The organism is Aminobacterium sp. (genome assembly GCF_034926885.1).
In the GTDB taxonomy this organism is placed as follows: Bacteria; Synergistota; Synergistia; order Synergistales; family Aminobacteriaceae; genus Aminobacterium.
This window is the reverse complement of sequence record NZ_JAYFQR010000001.1, coordinates 35,182-49,530: the sequence shown is the minus strand read 5'-3', so window position 1 is coordinate 49,530 and position 14,349 is coordinate 35,182. Positions and strand designations below refer to the sequence as shown.

General features: G+C 39.6%; 17 protein-coding genes. 10 read left to right on the top strand and 7 right to left on the bottom strand.

The features are described from left to right. The first annotated feature begins 3 nt into the window (after window positions 1-3). From whiA to VB083_RS00225, 10 genes are all read left to right on the top strand, one after another. Window positions 4-897, top strand: coding sequence for a DNA-binding protein WhiA (gene whiA, locus VB083_RS00270; protein WP_323401565.1), 894 nt, complete (start codon window positions 4-6; stop codon window positions 895-897). A 59-nt stretch (window positions 898-956) separates the two neighbouring features. Further along, window positions 957-1,976 (top strand): type I glyceraldehyde-3-phosphate dehydrogenase, encoded by a 1,020-nt coding sequence (gap, locus tag VB083_RS00265; RefSeq protein WP_213691489.1) that lies wholly within the window; start codon window positions 957-959, stop codon window positions 1,974-1,976. A gap of 3 nt (window positions 1,977-1,979) precedes the next feature. Continuing rightward, window positions 1,980-3,170, top strand: coding sequence for a phosphoglycerate kinase (locus tag VB083_RS00260; RefSeq protein ID WP_213691490.1), 1,191 nt, complete (start codon window positions 1,980-1,982; stop codon window positions 3,168-3,170). An 80-nt stretch (window positions 3,171-3,250) separates the two neighbouring features. Continuing rightward, complete coding sequence (gene tpiA / locus VB083_RS00255; RefSeq protein ID WP_213691491.1) at window positions 3,251-4,063, top strand: triose-phosphate isomerase; 813 nt, start codon at window positions 3,251-3,253, stop codon at window positions 4,061-4,063. Window positions 4,064-4,223: 160 nt separating this feature from the next. Next, the gene (locus tag VB083_RS00250; protein WP_323401564.1) at window positions 4,224-4,604 is read left to right on the top strand and encodes a DUF2023 family protein; all 381 of its coding nucleotides are present in this window, start codon (window positions 4,224-4,226) and stop codon (window positions 4,602-4,604) included. Between the two features lie 12 nt (window positions 4,605-4,616). Next, window positions 4,617-5,129 (top strand): flavodoxin, encoded by a 513-nt coding sequence (locus tag VB083_RS00245; protein ID WP_213691492.1) that lies wholly within the window; start codon window positions 4,617-4,619, stop codon window positions 5,127-5,129. Further along, window positions 5,093-5,350 carry a FeoA family protein gene (locus VB083_RS00240; RefSeq protein ID WP_307879436.1) on the top strand — a complete coding sequence of 86 codons (258 nt, stop codon included), beginning with the start codon at window positions 5,093-5,095 and terminating at the stop codon, window positions 5,348-5,350. The genes VB083_RS00245 and VB083_RS00240 overlap by 37 nt, the downstream gene beginning before the upstream one ends. Then, entirely contained in the window at window positions 5,350-7,872 is a 2,523-nt protein-coding gene (feoB, locus tag VB083_RS00235) for a ferrous iron transport protein B (protein WP_323401563.1), read from the top strand. The genes VB083_RS00240 and feoB overlap by 1 nt, the downstream gene beginning before the upstream one ends. Next, window positions 7,869-8,192 (top strand): hypothetical protein, encoded by a 324-nt coding sequence (locus tag VB083_RS00230; protein ID WP_213701520.1) that lies wholly within the window; start codon window positions 7,869-7,871, stop codon window positions 8,190-8,192. Before feoB ends, VB083_RS00230 begins: the two co-directional genes overlap by 4 nt. A 113-nt stretch (window positions 8,193-8,305) precedes the next feature. Continuing rightward, complete coding sequence (locus VB083_RS00225) at window positions 8,306-9,115, top strand: DUF4198 domain-containing protein (RefSeq protein WP_323401562.1); 810 nt, start codon at window positions 8,306-8,308, stop codon at window positions 9,113-9,115. Window positions 9,116-9,573: 458 nt separating this feature from the next. On the opposite strand, the gene rsfS is transcribed toward VB083_RS00225, so the two are convergent. The 7 genes from rsfS to rplU form a co-directional block, all read right to left on the bottom strand. Then, on the bottom strand, window positions 9,574-9,933 hold the full coding sequence (rsfS, locus tag VB083_RS00220) for a ribosome silencing factor (protein WP_213691496.1): 360 nt from the start codon (window positions 9,931-9,933) through the stop codon (window positions 9,574-9,576). Between the two features lie 33 nt (window positions 9,934-9,966). Further along, window positions 9,967-11,247, bottom strand: coding sequence for an LCP family protein (locus VB083_RS00215; protein WP_213691497.1), 1,281 nt, complete (start codon window positions 11,245-11,247; stop codon window positions 9,967-9,969). Window positions 11,248-11,252: 5 nt separating this feature from the next. Continuing rightward, window positions 11,253-11,903: a nicotinate-nucleotide adenylyltransferase gene (nadD, locus tag VB083_RS00210; protein WP_307879435.1), complete on the bottom strand. Its 651-nt coding sequence runs from the start codon at window positions 11,901-11,903 to the stop codon at window positions 11,253-11,255. Between the two features lie 17 nt (window positions 11,904-11,920). After that, window positions 11,921-13,240 carry a GTPase ObgE gene (gene obgE / locus VB083_RS00205; protein WP_213691498.1) on the bottom strand — a complete coding sequence of 440 codons (1,320 nt, stop codon included), beginning with the start codon at window positions 13,238-13,240 and terminating at the stop codon, window positions 11,921-11,923. 106 nt (window positions 13,241-13,346) lie between these two features. Continuing rightward, window positions 13,347-13,628, bottom strand: a complete 282-nt coding sequence (gene rpmA, locus VB083_RS00200; protein WP_307879433.1) for a 50S ribosomal protein L27 — start codon at window positions 13,626-13,628, stop codon at window positions 13,347-13,349. Next, the gene (locus VB083_RS00195; RefSeq protein ID WP_213691499.1) at window positions 13,628-13,954 is read right to left on the bottom strand and encodes a ribosomal-processing cysteine protease Prp; all 327 of its coding nucleotides are present in this window, start codon (window positions 13,952-13,954) and stop codon (window positions 13,628-13,630) included. Before VB083_RS00195 ends, rpmA begins: the two co-directional genes overlap by 1 nt. Window positions 13,955-13,979: 25 nt before the next feature. Then, entirely contained in the window at window positions 13,980-14,291 is a 312-nt protein-coding gene (rplU, locus tag VB083_RS00190) for a 50S ribosomal protein L21 (RefSeq protein WP_213691500.1), read from the bottom strand. Window positions 14,292-14,349 lie beyond the last annotated feature (58 nt).

Genomic DNA, 14,349 nt, shown 5'->3' with positions numbered 1-14,349 from the left:
GCTATGAAAACCTTGAGTGAAATAATGTGGGATGAATGGGTTTTCTCTCCATTGTCTAGTACTGATATAGATTCTGAGACGGCAGGAATCCTTTGGGGGCTTTTGACGGTGTATCCCGAAACTATGTCGCAGGGCAGGTTTGTTCTTTCTGGACGAAGACTTTGGGTCTTTAGGCGGCTTAGAAGAATTTGGGCGTCATCACGTTGGGGAAAAAGACTTGATTTATCATCGATGCTTAATGTCCCTGCTAATTTTCGTGGAAGCGTAACACTTCGGATTCCTCAGCCTATTATGAAAGAAGTTATCTTTTGGGGAGAAAATGCAAGGAAAAAGAGCGATTGGCAATGGATGAGAGGTGTTTGGGGCAATTGTGGCTCTTTGTATGTTCCTAAGACAGGTTATTACTTAGCTTTTCGTTTCAGGTTTTATAAAATAATGGAATTGGTTTTGTCCATATTGAAAAATAATCAATTCCCTGTAGGAAAACGTATTGTAGATGGTCAGTATGAGCTACTTTTACGCGATCAGGAAAAGATCGTAACACTTTTAAGTCACTATAAGTTGTTTGATACCTCTCTGAAATTGGAAGAAAAGGCTATCGTTCGGGCAATGCGCGATAAAGCAAATAGACTCGTGAATTGTGACGCATCAAATATTCGGAAGACATTGGAAGCTGCGGAATGGCAACTTGAAATAGCAAAGGTTTTCCAGAATGAAAGAATTTTAAATACGTTGCCTGAAACATTGAGAGAGCTTATTGAAGTTCGCATGCAATATCCTAGCGCAACATTGACTGAATTGGGTCAGATGTTATCTAAACCAGTCAGTAAAAGTACTGTTAAATATCGTTGGCAAAAATTGAAGACAATGGCTGAACAATTACCGCTCGGTATATAATACTGTAAAGTGGAATATAACATTTAAATACAATGAATGTATAGAAAGGGTGCTGTAAGATGAAAAAGGTTCGAGTAGCAATTAATGGATTTGGCCGTATAGGGAGACTCGCCTTGCGGGCGATGTATCAATATGACAAGGAGGGTCTTTTTGAAATAGTTGCAACAAATAGCCGTACTACACCCGAGCAACGAGCCTATATGTTCAAATATGATTCTATCCATCGTCGTTTTCCTGGCGAAGTCGAGGTTGATGGAGATAACCTTATTGTTAACGGTGACACAGTTAAGGTTTTAGCAATTAAAGATCCTGCAGATTTTAATTGGGGAGATCTTGGCGTAGATATTGTTATCGAGTCTTCTGGAGTTTACAAAGATCTTGAAGGCGCTCAGAATCATATAAAAGCAGGAGCGAAAAAAGTTGTTATAACAGCTCCTGGCAGTGGCGATGGAATTCCAACATTTGTTATGGGTGTTAATGAAGAACAATATAACCCCGCAAAAGATCATGTCGTTTCTAACGCATCATGCACAACAAACTGCCTTGCTCCAGTGGCCAGAATATTGAACGAAGAGTTTGGTATAGAACGTGGCCTTATGACAACAACTCATTCTTATACAAACGATCAGAAGCTTATGGATTCTTCACATAAAAAATTACATCGAGGACGTGCAGCAGCTCTTTCTATGGTTCCTACATCAACAGGTGCAGCAAAGGCTATAGGGTTGGTTATTCCCGAACTCAAGGGGAAATTGAATGGCATTGCTTTGCGAGTGCCGACACCTGATGTATCAGTTGTTGACCTTGTTGCTGAGCTTAAGAAAGAAGCTTCAGCTCAGGAAATCAATGAAGCCGTTAAAAAACGCGCAACAAGTGATATGAAAAAATACGTTGTTTACGAAGAGGATGACCTTGTTTCCTCAGATTTTATCGGAGATGAACACTCTTCTATTTTTGCAGCTCGCCATACAATGTCTATAGGCAATATGGTTAAAATTTTAGCTTGGTATGATAACGAGTGGGGATATACGTGCCGTTGTATTGACCTTGTCAATTATATGATTAAGAAAGGGCTGTAAAAAATGAAGTTGCGAGAATTTTCTCGTCAGGATGTTGAGGGGAAAAATGTTCTTCTTCGTGTTGACTTCAATGTTCCCTTAAAAGAGGGAGTAGTTTCTGACACAACACGAATCAGGGCACACGTGAACACAATTCGACAGCTTTTTGAGTGGGGAGCAAAAGTAACGCTTGTCTCTCATTTAGGACGTCCTAAAGGCAAAAAAGTTGAAAGCCTGTCTCTTATGCATATAGTAAAGAATGTAAAAGAGATATTGAATTGTCCCGTTATCTTCGTTAATGATTCCATCGGAGAAAATGTGCAGAAAGCTATTGATTCTGCTCCTAAAGGCAGTGTCGTACTTTTGGAAAATATTAGATTTTATCCAGAAGAGGAAAAGAACAATCTCGATTTTGCAAAAGAGCTTGCTGCCCCCTTTGATGTCTTTGTTATGGATGCTTTTAGCGCATCGCATAGAGCACATGCTTCAACAAGAGGGGTAATGGAGTATCTTCCTTCATTTGCGGGCAATTTGATAACTCGTGAAATAGAGATGCTCAGTACAGTGAGCGAAACTCCTGAAAAACCTTTTGTCCTCATTTTGGGAGGAGCAAAAGTTTCTGACAAAATAGGAGTTATCGACCATCTTCTTGAAAAAGCTTCCGCAATTCTTATTGGTGGAGGAATGGCATATACTTTCTTGGCTGTTCAAGGCAAGGGGATTGGTAAATCCTTATACGAAGAAGATAAGGCTGATTTTGCACAGCAAATGCTCACAAAAGCAAAAGAGATGGGAGTCGACATCGTTTTGCCAGTTGACACAGCGGTGGCGGAGTCTTTAGAGAGTGAACTTCCGCGAAAAGAAGTTTCGGTAGACGATATTTCTTTTGCAGATATGGGGTTAGATATAGGAACAAAAACAGCTGCTCTTTTTGCTAGCTATATTGAAAAAGCCAAAACTGTTCTTTGGAATGGTCCTATGGGTGTTTTTGAAAATCCGACTTTGGCAGAGGGGACCCGCCTTGTGGCAAAAGCGGTTGAAAAGTGTACAGAAAATGGCGGAATTACCGTAGTAGGTGGAGGAGATACGGCGTCTGCCGTTAAAAAATTAGGTTTTGCAGAGAAGGTTACGCATGTATCTACTGGCGGTGGAGCTAGCTTAGAGTTTTGTGAAGGAAAAGTATTACCAGGCATTGAGCTACTTTTAATAAAATAGAGAAAAGTTGTGACGCTATAGTTTTATAGAGACGGGATGCGTAAGCTCCCGTCTTTTTTTGAAAGGAGGAACATTTTTCTGTGAAGAAAATATATCTTTATGGCAACTGGAAAATGAATAATACGATCATAGAAACGAAAAAGTTTTTTACGGAACTCTCTGAGAAAATTTGTGAGGATGCTGTTATTTGTGATCAAATACATAGAAATTTTCTTGAGATTTGTATTTTCCCTCCATTCACCTTGTTGCAAACAGGTGCAAGTGTTCTTACACAAGGAGAGAACGATGGGATATGCTTAGGCGGACAAAATGCCTTCTATGAAGAAAAGGGTGCCTTTACTGGTGAGATTTCTTTCCCCATGCTTAAGGAAGTAGGGTGCAGCCATGTCATTATTGGTCATAGTGAACGGCGACACATCATGGGAGAAACAGATGAGATTGTTCATAAAAAATTAAAAGCAGCTCTTGGTCATAATCTATGTCCTGTGCTTTGTTTCGGGGAAACCCTTAAAGAGAGAGAAAAAGATATGACTTTTGATGTATTCAGACGACAGATTCAGAGTGCAGCCGAAGGTCTATCTCCCGAAGAGATTAAAAAAACAATTTGGGCCTATGAACCTGTTTGGGCTATTGGAACAGGAAGAACGGCAAGTCCGGAAAATGCTGAAGAAGCTTGTCTTTTTGCAAGAGAGTTACTTGCAGAAATAAGTGGAATTGACGATGAAATGGAATGCCATAGGGATATTCATATTCTTTATGGTGGGAGTGTCAAAGCAGCAAATGTGGCTAATCTTTTAGATCAGCCAGATATTGATGGAGCCCTTATTGGTGGAGCATCTCTTTCTGCTTCATCAATGCTAGATATTATTCATCAATCCCTTCATAGAGGTTAAAACAAAGCTCATAAAATAAGATCAGCAATCAGGGAAGAAGCTCAGGGGAAACCCCGAGCTTCTTTTATTATCCCCATCCCCTTTATAAGTTTGACATATAAAACATATTAAAGTATAATCCCCATTGTTTGATATATAAAACATTAAGGAGATGTTTTAGTTGCCTCTTCCAAACATTACATGTTTGCCACAGTGTTATCAGGTAGATGAAATTTTTGCTCATCATCTCTATGAATATGTAAAAGGCTTGCGGGCTCTTATTCTTCATACAACGTCGAGAGGGTATGAACAAGAGATAGTGCGCCGTCTTCAGAATCAGAATATCCCATACGTTATATACCCCGTAAATGACCATAAAATTAATGTGTTTTTTGGTCACCAAGTATGTATCGATGTCGTGCGTAAGATCAATAAAGTTTCGTTGCGTGATTACACAGACGAAGAGGATTTTATTTTAGGAACGATGCTTGGATACGATAGAGTTCTTCAATGTAAAAGGTATTTACAGTTAAAAGAAGATCGAGACGAGCTTATAGGTTAGGAGGAGTAGGTTATGCGAATAGGCATTTTTTATGGAACTTCCACTGGGCATACAGAAGAAGTGGCGGAACAGATAGCTTCTTTGCTTAAGAGAAAAGATGATGTCGTCTTGAAAAATGTGGCTGAAGCCAGAAAGGAAGATATGGAAGAATACGATTTTCTTATTTTAGGCACTCCTACATGGGGATATGGAGACCTTCAAGATGATTGGCTTAGTTTTATTGATGAAATAGATACTTTTGATTTTAAAAATACCCCAGTGGCTCTATTCGGACTTGGTGATCAGTGTGGCTTTTCTGATACTTTTGTTGATGGTATGGGAACAATATACGAAAGACTTTCTAAGAAAGGGGTAGCTATTCTTTCTTCTGGATGTTCTGTTGAGAGTTATGGCTTTAATGTTTCTAAGGCTGCTATACAAGGTGAATTTGTAGGCTTGGCAATAGATGAAGATAATCAACCCGATCTTACAGAAAAGAGAATTCAAGAGTGGGTAGAGCATTTGTATCAGGTCTTGGTGGCATGATTACATTGGATGAGATGAAGCCTGGCGAGCATGGAGTAATTCATAAAAACAGAGCTCGTGGTGTAATAGGACAGCGATTAATGGATCTTGGCTTTTTTCCTGGTGTTGAAGTTTTTGTTATCCGTAATGCTCCTCTTGTTGATCCTGTGGAGATAAAAGTAGATGGACATCACGTAACTATTCGGCATGATGAGGCAAGGTTTGTGGAGGTAGAGAAATAATGGGTCATGAAAAGATGCATGTTGCTTTAGCAGGCCAGCCGAATAGTGGAAAATCAACAATTTTTAACATGCTTACAGGTGGAAGGCAGTTTGTTGCTAATTACCCAGGTGCAACTGTATCTATAAAAACGGGAGCATTTTCATGGCAAGAGAAAAAGATTTCACTTACAGACTTGCCCGGTACTTATAGCCTCTCTTCATATTCTGAAGAAGAGCGTATAACGAGAGATTTTATAATTGATCAGTCACCGTCTTTAGTCGTAAATGTTATGGATGCTTCAAATTTAAAACGGCATCTTTACCTTACTTTTCAATTGTTGGAACTGGGGGCCCCTCTTTTAATTGCTCTTAACATGGTGGATGTCGCTGAAAAAAGAGGACTCAAAGTTGATGCTGACGCCCTTTCAAAAACCTTGCATCTTCCAGTTATTACAACAGTAGGTAGTAAGGGGCGGGGAAAAAATGAACTAAAAGATGGCGTTATTAAAGCTTTTGATTCAAATTTGGATCATGAACATTTACATATTGTGGATTATGGAGACTTGGAATCATATATTACTGATTTGTCTGCGAAATTACTGCAATCACAAATTGAAGAGAGTAAGGTCCCTCTTCGATGGTTGTCAATAAAGCTATTTGAGGAAGATGAAGTAGCGCAAAAGTTAGTTTCGAGCAACTTTAAAAATCCAGAAGATGTAAGAAATTATGTTAGCAAAATTTGCTCTGAGTTTGAGAGGAAATATGATGACACACCTCGAGGATTTATTGCATTCAGACGCCATCTTGCTGCTCAAAAAATAGAGAAGCGATGTGTTGTAAAAACAAAAGAAGTTTCTGTAACGTTAACTGATCGTATTGACAGATTGGTTTGCAGCCGAATTTGGGGGCCTCTTATTTTGGCTGGCATTATTTATCTTCTATACGAGCTCTCCATTGTTGGAGGGTATGAATTGACTAACTATATGGTGCCCTTGTTGGAAGGATTCCGTAATGCTATAGAAAAGTTTCTTCCCATAGGAACATTCTTAAGGGAGCCATTAATTAGATCTCTTGTGTTGAATGTCATCACAAGTATTAATTCTGTGCTCATTTATATTCCTATATTTTTAATTCTTTTCGCATTGATAGCGATTCTTGAAGACGTAGGATATATGCCGAGAATGGCCTTTATTCTCGATAAGCTTTTCAGACGTTTTGGATTGCATGGGCAGTCTACGTTACCTCTTATCTTGGGGGGAGTATTTGTTGGAGGCTGTGCTGTTCCTGGAGTAATGGCAACACGTGTTATTGCCGATGAAAAGGCTCGTTTAGCCACAATCCTTATTGTTCCTCTGATGAATTGTTTAGCTAAAGTTCCTTTATATACGCTTCTGATTAGCATCTATTTTGCTAAAGAAAAAGCGTTAGCAATGTTTTTTATCTCGACAATAACAATTATATTGGCTCTTTCCGTTGCCAAAATATTGACATTGACGCTTTTAAAGAATAGACCAAGTTCTCCCTTCGTTCTGGAGATGCCCCCATATCATATTCCGACTATCCGCGGTGTTCTTATGCGTTCTATAGAAAGAACGTGGCTTTTTGTAAGGAAGGTTCTCACGATTATCATGATTGTTGCTGTTGCTGTCTTTTTCCTTACAAATTATCCCTCTGTTGGTGAAGAACGAATAAACACTTACCAGAAAAGAGCAGAACAGATAAAAAATGTTTTTACAAGTAAAATCCAAAATACTCCTTTTGCTTCTCAATTTAAGAGAGATAAAGATATAACTCGTTATCTTGTTATTGAGGAACGTTACAAAAATCAAAAACGAGCTCTCTTTAAGGCTTCTGACGAGAGAAGAGAAAAATTTGAACAGCGATTTGCAGAACGGTACAGTGATGTTTATCCCTTACTCAATGCAAAAGGTAAAGATGGCAGAGCCTTAAACAAAGCTTTTAAGGTTATGAAGCGAGAGAGAGCATTGTTGCTTATGGATTTGCGTGACGAGACATTACATGGAAGTTTCCTTGGTATGGCCGGAAAGTTTTTAGAACCTGTAACTCGATTTGCAGGATTTAACTGGAAAGTTAATGTAGCTCTTTTAAGTTCGTTGGCGGCGAAAGAGAGTAGTGTGGCAACGTTAGGTGTTCTCTACCAACAGAAAGAAGATGGTCAGACTCTCGCGCAGCGTATGAAAGAACAGGAAAAGGGATTTACCCCCCTTCACGCCCTAGCTTTAATGATTTTTATGGCCATGTATCCTCCGTGCATTGCAACATTAATTATGGTTAAGATAGAAGCTGGAGGCTGGAAATGGGCATTTATAGCCTTAGGATATCCTATCCTTCTTGGAATGACATTAGCGACTTTAGTTTATAGCGGTGGAACCTGGCTTGGGTTGTCTGGAACACAAGGGATGTTTGTCTTTTATGCACTTGCATTAGTTACTGCATTTTTGTTGGGCAAAGTAAAAGGATCTGTCGTTGAGACAGATATAGACGAAAAAACTTTAAAAGGAAAGGAGGTGGCCAACCTATGAAACGGAAATTAGTATTAGGCGTGCTTTTAGCAGTAAGTGTTTTTGTTCTCGGATCAGTAGCCTTTGCACATACCCCTCTATGTTATTGTTACCTCAATGGAGATGGAACTATTACATGTGAAGGTGGTTTTTCTGACGGATCATCTGCAGCTGGGGTCGAAATGGCTGTGAAGGATACCAATGATAAAGTTCTCGTTGAAGGAAAAATGGATGAACTCAGCGAGTTTACTTTTGAAAAACCAGAGGTCCCATTTATTGTTATCTTTAATGCAGGTCCTGGTCATGTTGTAGAAATAAAAGGTGAAGACATTAAAGAGTAACGAGAGTAACAAAAATACTACAATTACAATATCGAAACTTCCAACCTGCAGAATGAGGATTTCCTCGTTCCGTGGGAGGAGGGCGAGCAATAAATAGTAAGGAGAGGAATGGAATGATATTGAAAAGAGCAACAAAAGTTTTGTTGACGTCACTTATGGTTTGTCTTTTTGCCCTTCCGGCTTCTGCCCATTTTCAGATGTTATATACGCCAGAAAGTGCTCTTAACAAGGGAGGAAACTTAGATTTTAAGCTTGTTTTCACCCATCCCTTTGAGGCAGGACATACTATGACAATGGGGCAGCCTGAATCGTTGTACGTAGTTCATAAAGGCAATAAAACAGATCTTATCAAAGAGATTAACCCTATTATCTGGACAAGTCTTACTAATAGTGGAAAAGCTTATAATTTAAAATATCGTTTAAAAGGCATGGGGGATTATGTTTTTTGTTTCGTTCCATCACCATACTTTGAGGCTCAGGAAGATGCCTATATTCAACAAATGACTAAAGTTATAGTAAACGTTGCAGGTATTCCTACTGATTGGGATAGTGAAATGGGTCTTCCTGCTGAAATTGTTCCACTTGATAAGCCTTATGCCCTTTGGACTGGGAATGTATTCAGAGGCATTGTAAAAAGTGAAGGAAAATCAGTCCCTTATGCAGAGATAGAGGTAGAGTATTTGAACCATGAGCCAATTATGAATGAAAATAAATTTGCAAAAGAGGCTCATGTAGAAGCTCCTCAGGATGCATTTGTAACTATGACAATTAAAGCCGATGAAAAAGGATGCTTTACCTTTGGGATTCCTCGTTCCGGATGGTGGGGATTTGCTGCGCTAGGCGTTGGGCCAAAAACTACACATCAAGATAAAGAATTGAGTCAAGATGCTATTATTTGGGTTCAAGCGCGGGATATGAAATAAAACTTCAGTAAAAAGATAAAGTATGTTATGTGTTGTGTGTAATATTGTAAAGCAGGACATATCTGATATATATATCCTGCTTTACGTTCTTTATTTACTAGCTTAGTGTTGTGTATCAACGTATGTGAATTGTGTATTAGCCCGAAGAATAAAAAATGCAAGATAAAAGAGACATAATTACGAATAAATTCGAGGTAATTTGAGAAAAAAGAGAAAACCTAAATTAAGGCGTAGATTCTTATATTCTTCATGTTTTACGCAACATAAGATACATTATATGACACCATGTAAAAACAACTTCTCTCTTATTTTGCTCCCGTAGCTTCTCTTTAATAAGGACGTAGATTCTCCTATATTCTTGTATGAACTATATTCTTGTATGAACAAAAGAAAAGACCCAAGATATATTGATATTGCTCTTGGGTCTTTTCTAGTTGGTTTAAAATAAATAGAATTTACTAATCCAAATATTCGTAGGAATATGAAGGACAATCTCCCCATACCTTTTCTAAATGGTAAAATTCCCGTCCCTTACGGCTGAAGATATGTATTACGAGGTTTCCTGCATCTATAAGGCACCACTGAGTGCTATTCCGGCCTTCTATAATTGATGACATTCCTTTTTTATCAAGGGCTTCTTCTGCGGCATTACGCAATGTCCCCATGTGAATATCAGAGTTTGCTGTTACGATAATGAACGTATCAGCAATTGTGGCTTTTTCCTCTAGATCCATTAATGTAATATCCAGTCCTCTCTTATCGGCCAAAGCATCCAGGACGAACATATACTGATTCATGAGTTCATTCTTTTCGCTCATTCTGCTACTAATCCCTCCCTGATCGTTTCTTTTTTATTTATTGTCGACTGACTTTAAATTATTTAATACTGTATCCTTGTCGTGTCCGAGTATAAGTGTTACATAGACGATTGTTTCATCTCCTTGAACAAGCTTGTTGGAAATTCCACAAATTTCACTGAGCACAGAAGCATTTTCCTGCGCCTGCTGTCCCTTTTTAATAGGATACATTATATTGGAATAATGATAATCGTAATGTTTTGCGTTGCCAACATAGGCGACATCAATTCCTGCTTTTTGAAATAGCGACGAAGCCGATTTGCTAAGTCCGGCCTGCCCATCTCCATTGAGAATAGCGATAGGCATGTTAATCTTTTTTATAAGGCTAACAATGTTTTCGTCACTTGCTGTTGTGACTGAGGTTGCAGAAGCTTCTGTTGCTTCAGATGATTCTTTTAGAGCATCTTTACCGGGTAACGGACCTGTAAGCAATGTAGATGTTGCAGATAGATCTCCCAACCAATAGCTAATATTAGAAATGTAGGCAGCTTTCCCAGGCAAGGTAAAAAATGCCAGATTCTCATGGGAAATATCTCGCATATATGATGTAAGTTGAACTGCTTGTGTCATGCTCATATTTGTGTTGACTAGGCCTAGAATTTCTTTTGCAAAGTCTGGGAGTTTGGGTAACATTTCAGGCGATTGAATTTTCCCTAAAACAGCTTTGAGAAACTGCTGTTGACGGTTTATTCGCCCAATGTCTCCAAGAGCATCGTTTCTGAAGCGGACGTATTCTAACGCGGTCTTTCCGTCCATGTGTTGAAGACCTTTAGGTATGTTAATGAATAATTTTCCCGCCTTATCGTTATAGTGCAATTTCTTCTCTACGTTTATGTCTACTCCACCTATCATATCTACAATTTTAGGGAAGCTTTCGTAGTTGACAAGAACGTAGTAGTTTATAGGGAGTCCCAGATAGTTTATAACTGTTTGCTGTAACAGATTTACTCCGCCATATGCGTAGGCATGATTCAATTTCTGCCAGCCATGTCCGGGTATTTGTACTCGCGTATCTCTTGGAAGCGACATAAAGCGCACTGTTTTGTTATCAATATCTATTGCAGCGAGACCTAATGTGTCAGAACGATGGCCTCCTTCAACATCATCAATCCCGACAACGAGAATGTTTATGTTTCCTGTCTCCTGGTCATACGAGATACTTTCTTTTATATGTTCAGGCTCTGGGGCTACTATATTTTGCAGCCGAAAGAATATGCCAGCTCCAATAGATAGAATGGCTAGTACAGTTATAATCGCAATTTTGGTGATCTTCATTGTCCTCACCGCCCAATCCTTTTATATAACCCTTTTTTGTAAATATAGCGTTCCACAAGTTCTGGAACGAGATAACGGATATTTTTACCGTTTTCTATTCGTTGCCGAATATCCGTACTGGAAATAGACAGAAGCGGTATTTCCAAAGGAACGACATGCCCGTTAAATTCCTCTGGTAACAATTCAGTGATACGTTCCAGCTTCCCTGATTGGTTGTATCCAGGTCGGTTTATAGCCACTATTTGGCAAAGCGTTGGAAGAACTTTATATTCTTTCCATGTAGTAAGGTTTAAAACAGCATCAAGTCCAGTAATAAAGAAAAACTGAACACTATCTGGGGCATACCAATGGCCCATTTCTCTTAAGGTATCTACCGTATGACTTGATTCCTTACGATCGATTTCAATTCTCGAAACCTTAAAATGTGCGTTATCAAGTGTTGCAAGAAGAGTCATCGTATAGCGATCCTCAGCTGAGGAAACACGTTTCATTCTTTTGTGAGGGGGATCTCCCGTCGGAACGAAAATGACTTCGTCGAGGTCAAGTGCGAAAAAACTTTCTTCAGCAGCTAATAAATGGCCATAATGGATGGGGTCGAATGTCCCACCCATTATGCCTATCTTTTTTGTTCGGATTATATGTCTGCCAAAAGTCACGCCGTTAATCCTCCGCTTTACTCTTGGACTTGTTCCGGTTCATATTCGAATTCAATATCGCCTATGATAACCGTATCCCCTTCTTGAGCACCCTCTTGTTCCAGAAGTTCTTCTATGCGGTACTTTTTCAGTAACCGGGCGAAATGGAAGAGTGCGTCTTCCTGTTCAAAATCGTAACGTTTTAATATTCGTTCAAGGTTTGCGTGAACAACTCTGTAACCACTTCCGTCTTCCATCTTGATTATGGTTGCTTTTTCGACTTTTTTCCTGAACGGCGGCGTTTTGATTTCTTTTTCCGGTTCTATCGTTTCGAAGAGCCTCGTTTCGCTGTGAGGTCTCGGATTTTCACGACATAATTCGACAAGGGCATTCATGAAAACCGTAATTCCTTCTCCAGAAAGGGCACTTGTTGTGTAATAAGGAATTCCCTTGCTTTTCATGAAAGATTCTACCACAGGGGCGTTTTTTTGCCCTTTTTCAAGGTCTACTTTGTTACCCACAACCATATAGGGACGTTCCAGAAGATCTTCTTTATATTCTTTGAATTCATTGCAGATAACTTCCCATTGACGAAGAACTTCATCGGAGGTACCTGAACTAAGGTCTAAAACATGAACAAGCACACGCGTGCGTTCAATATGACGAAGGAAATATATTCCTAAGCCTTTGTTGTCGTGAGCTCCTTCAATAAGCCCTGGAACATCAGCTACAACAATTCTTTCATCATCTACAGCAAGAATTCCTAGATTGGGGGAAAGAGTCGTAAAGGGGTATCCTGCTATTTTGGGACGAGCGTTAGAGATAGCTGCCAATAGGCTTGATTTCCCTGCATTTGGGAAACCTACAAGTCCCACGTCTGCTATAAGCTTAAGCTCTAGCCTTAAGTTGCGCTCTTCTCCTTCTTCTCCTTTTTCAGCGAAGCGTGGAACACGGCGAACTGCCGATGCAAAGTGCATGTTTCCACGGCCGCCTCGTCCACCTTGAGCAACAACAACCTGATCACCAGCCTCAACAAGGTCAGCTAATGGTTCTCCTGTCTCTTCATCATAGACTATAGTGCCACACGGAACATTTACAATAAGGTCTTTACCGGTTTTCCCGACTTTTTTTTGTCCCTGACCAGGCTCGCCATGTTCTGCAGAGAATTTTTTCTCAAATTCAAAATCTGTCAACGTATGAATACCATCTACGGCCTGAAGAATAACGTTGCCTCCGTCTCCTCCATTAGCTCCATCAGGGCCACCTTTGGGAACAAATTTTTCACGGCGGAAGCTTAGACATCCATTGCCTCCTCGACCAGCTTTAACTTTTATACGAACTAAATCTACAAATTTCATAATGTACCACCATCCGGGGTATTAATGAAAAACAAGGGCCTTACTATCAGGGCCCTTGTTTTTTTATACACTATAACGTTGCCAACAAAGTTGTTAGTAATGAAAATTACATGTTTTCTATTGAAACGAATTTCCTATCACCTTTTGTAGTGTACTTTACAACTCCGGCAGAAAGGGCAAAAAGAGTATCATCTTTTCCTCGTCCGACATTCACTCCAGGATGTACTTTTGTTCCACGCTGACGAACGATAATGTTGCCGCATTTTACTACTTCACCCGCATACTTTTTAATACCAAGGCGTTTGCTTTTGCTGTCTCGGCCGTTGGTTGTACTTCCCTGTCCCTTTTTATGAGCAAAGAACTGCAAATCAAAGAAACTGATGCGCATTATTTTTGCACCTCCACAAAATTTACATAAACACCATAACTTTCTGCGATTGCTTTAAGAGAAAAAACAATTGTTTCTGTTAATATTCTAATCTCTTTTGAATGAGATCTTGGCCACCCGATCTTCATAGTTGTACTTTCAGGGTCAACTGATAACGATGCACTTTCAATATGAGCAACGTCACTTACGCCGGTAGCCAAAGCTTGAATGAGCGCAGATACTCCTGCGCATACAATGTCTTTTCCCGCTTCTGCATATCCAGAATGGCCACTCGCTTCAACTGAAACGATTTCCCCCTTTTCTCTTATTACAGTGACGGTAATCATCGCGGGGAAATCTCAACGCCAAAAACTAGGCGTTGATGGAATCAATCTTGATTTCAGTGAAATTCTGACGATGTCCCCGCATTCTCCTGTAATTCTTCTTGCTTTTATATTTAAAAACAAGAATTTTTGGAGCTCGTCCATGACGTACAACAGTAGCGTTTACAGCTGCACCGTCTACATAGGGGGTTCCTACCTGAACATCGCTGTCGTTCGATACCATAAGAATTTTGTCAAAAACGACAGATTCGCCTTCATCAATATGAAGGGTCTCAACTCGCACTACATCGCCAGGCTCTACTCTGTACTGCTTTCCACCTGTTTCAACAATAGCGTACATAAAGAAACTTCCTCCTCCCGCTGGGTTTTCATTAGGTAGCTTTCGCTTTAAAACCCAA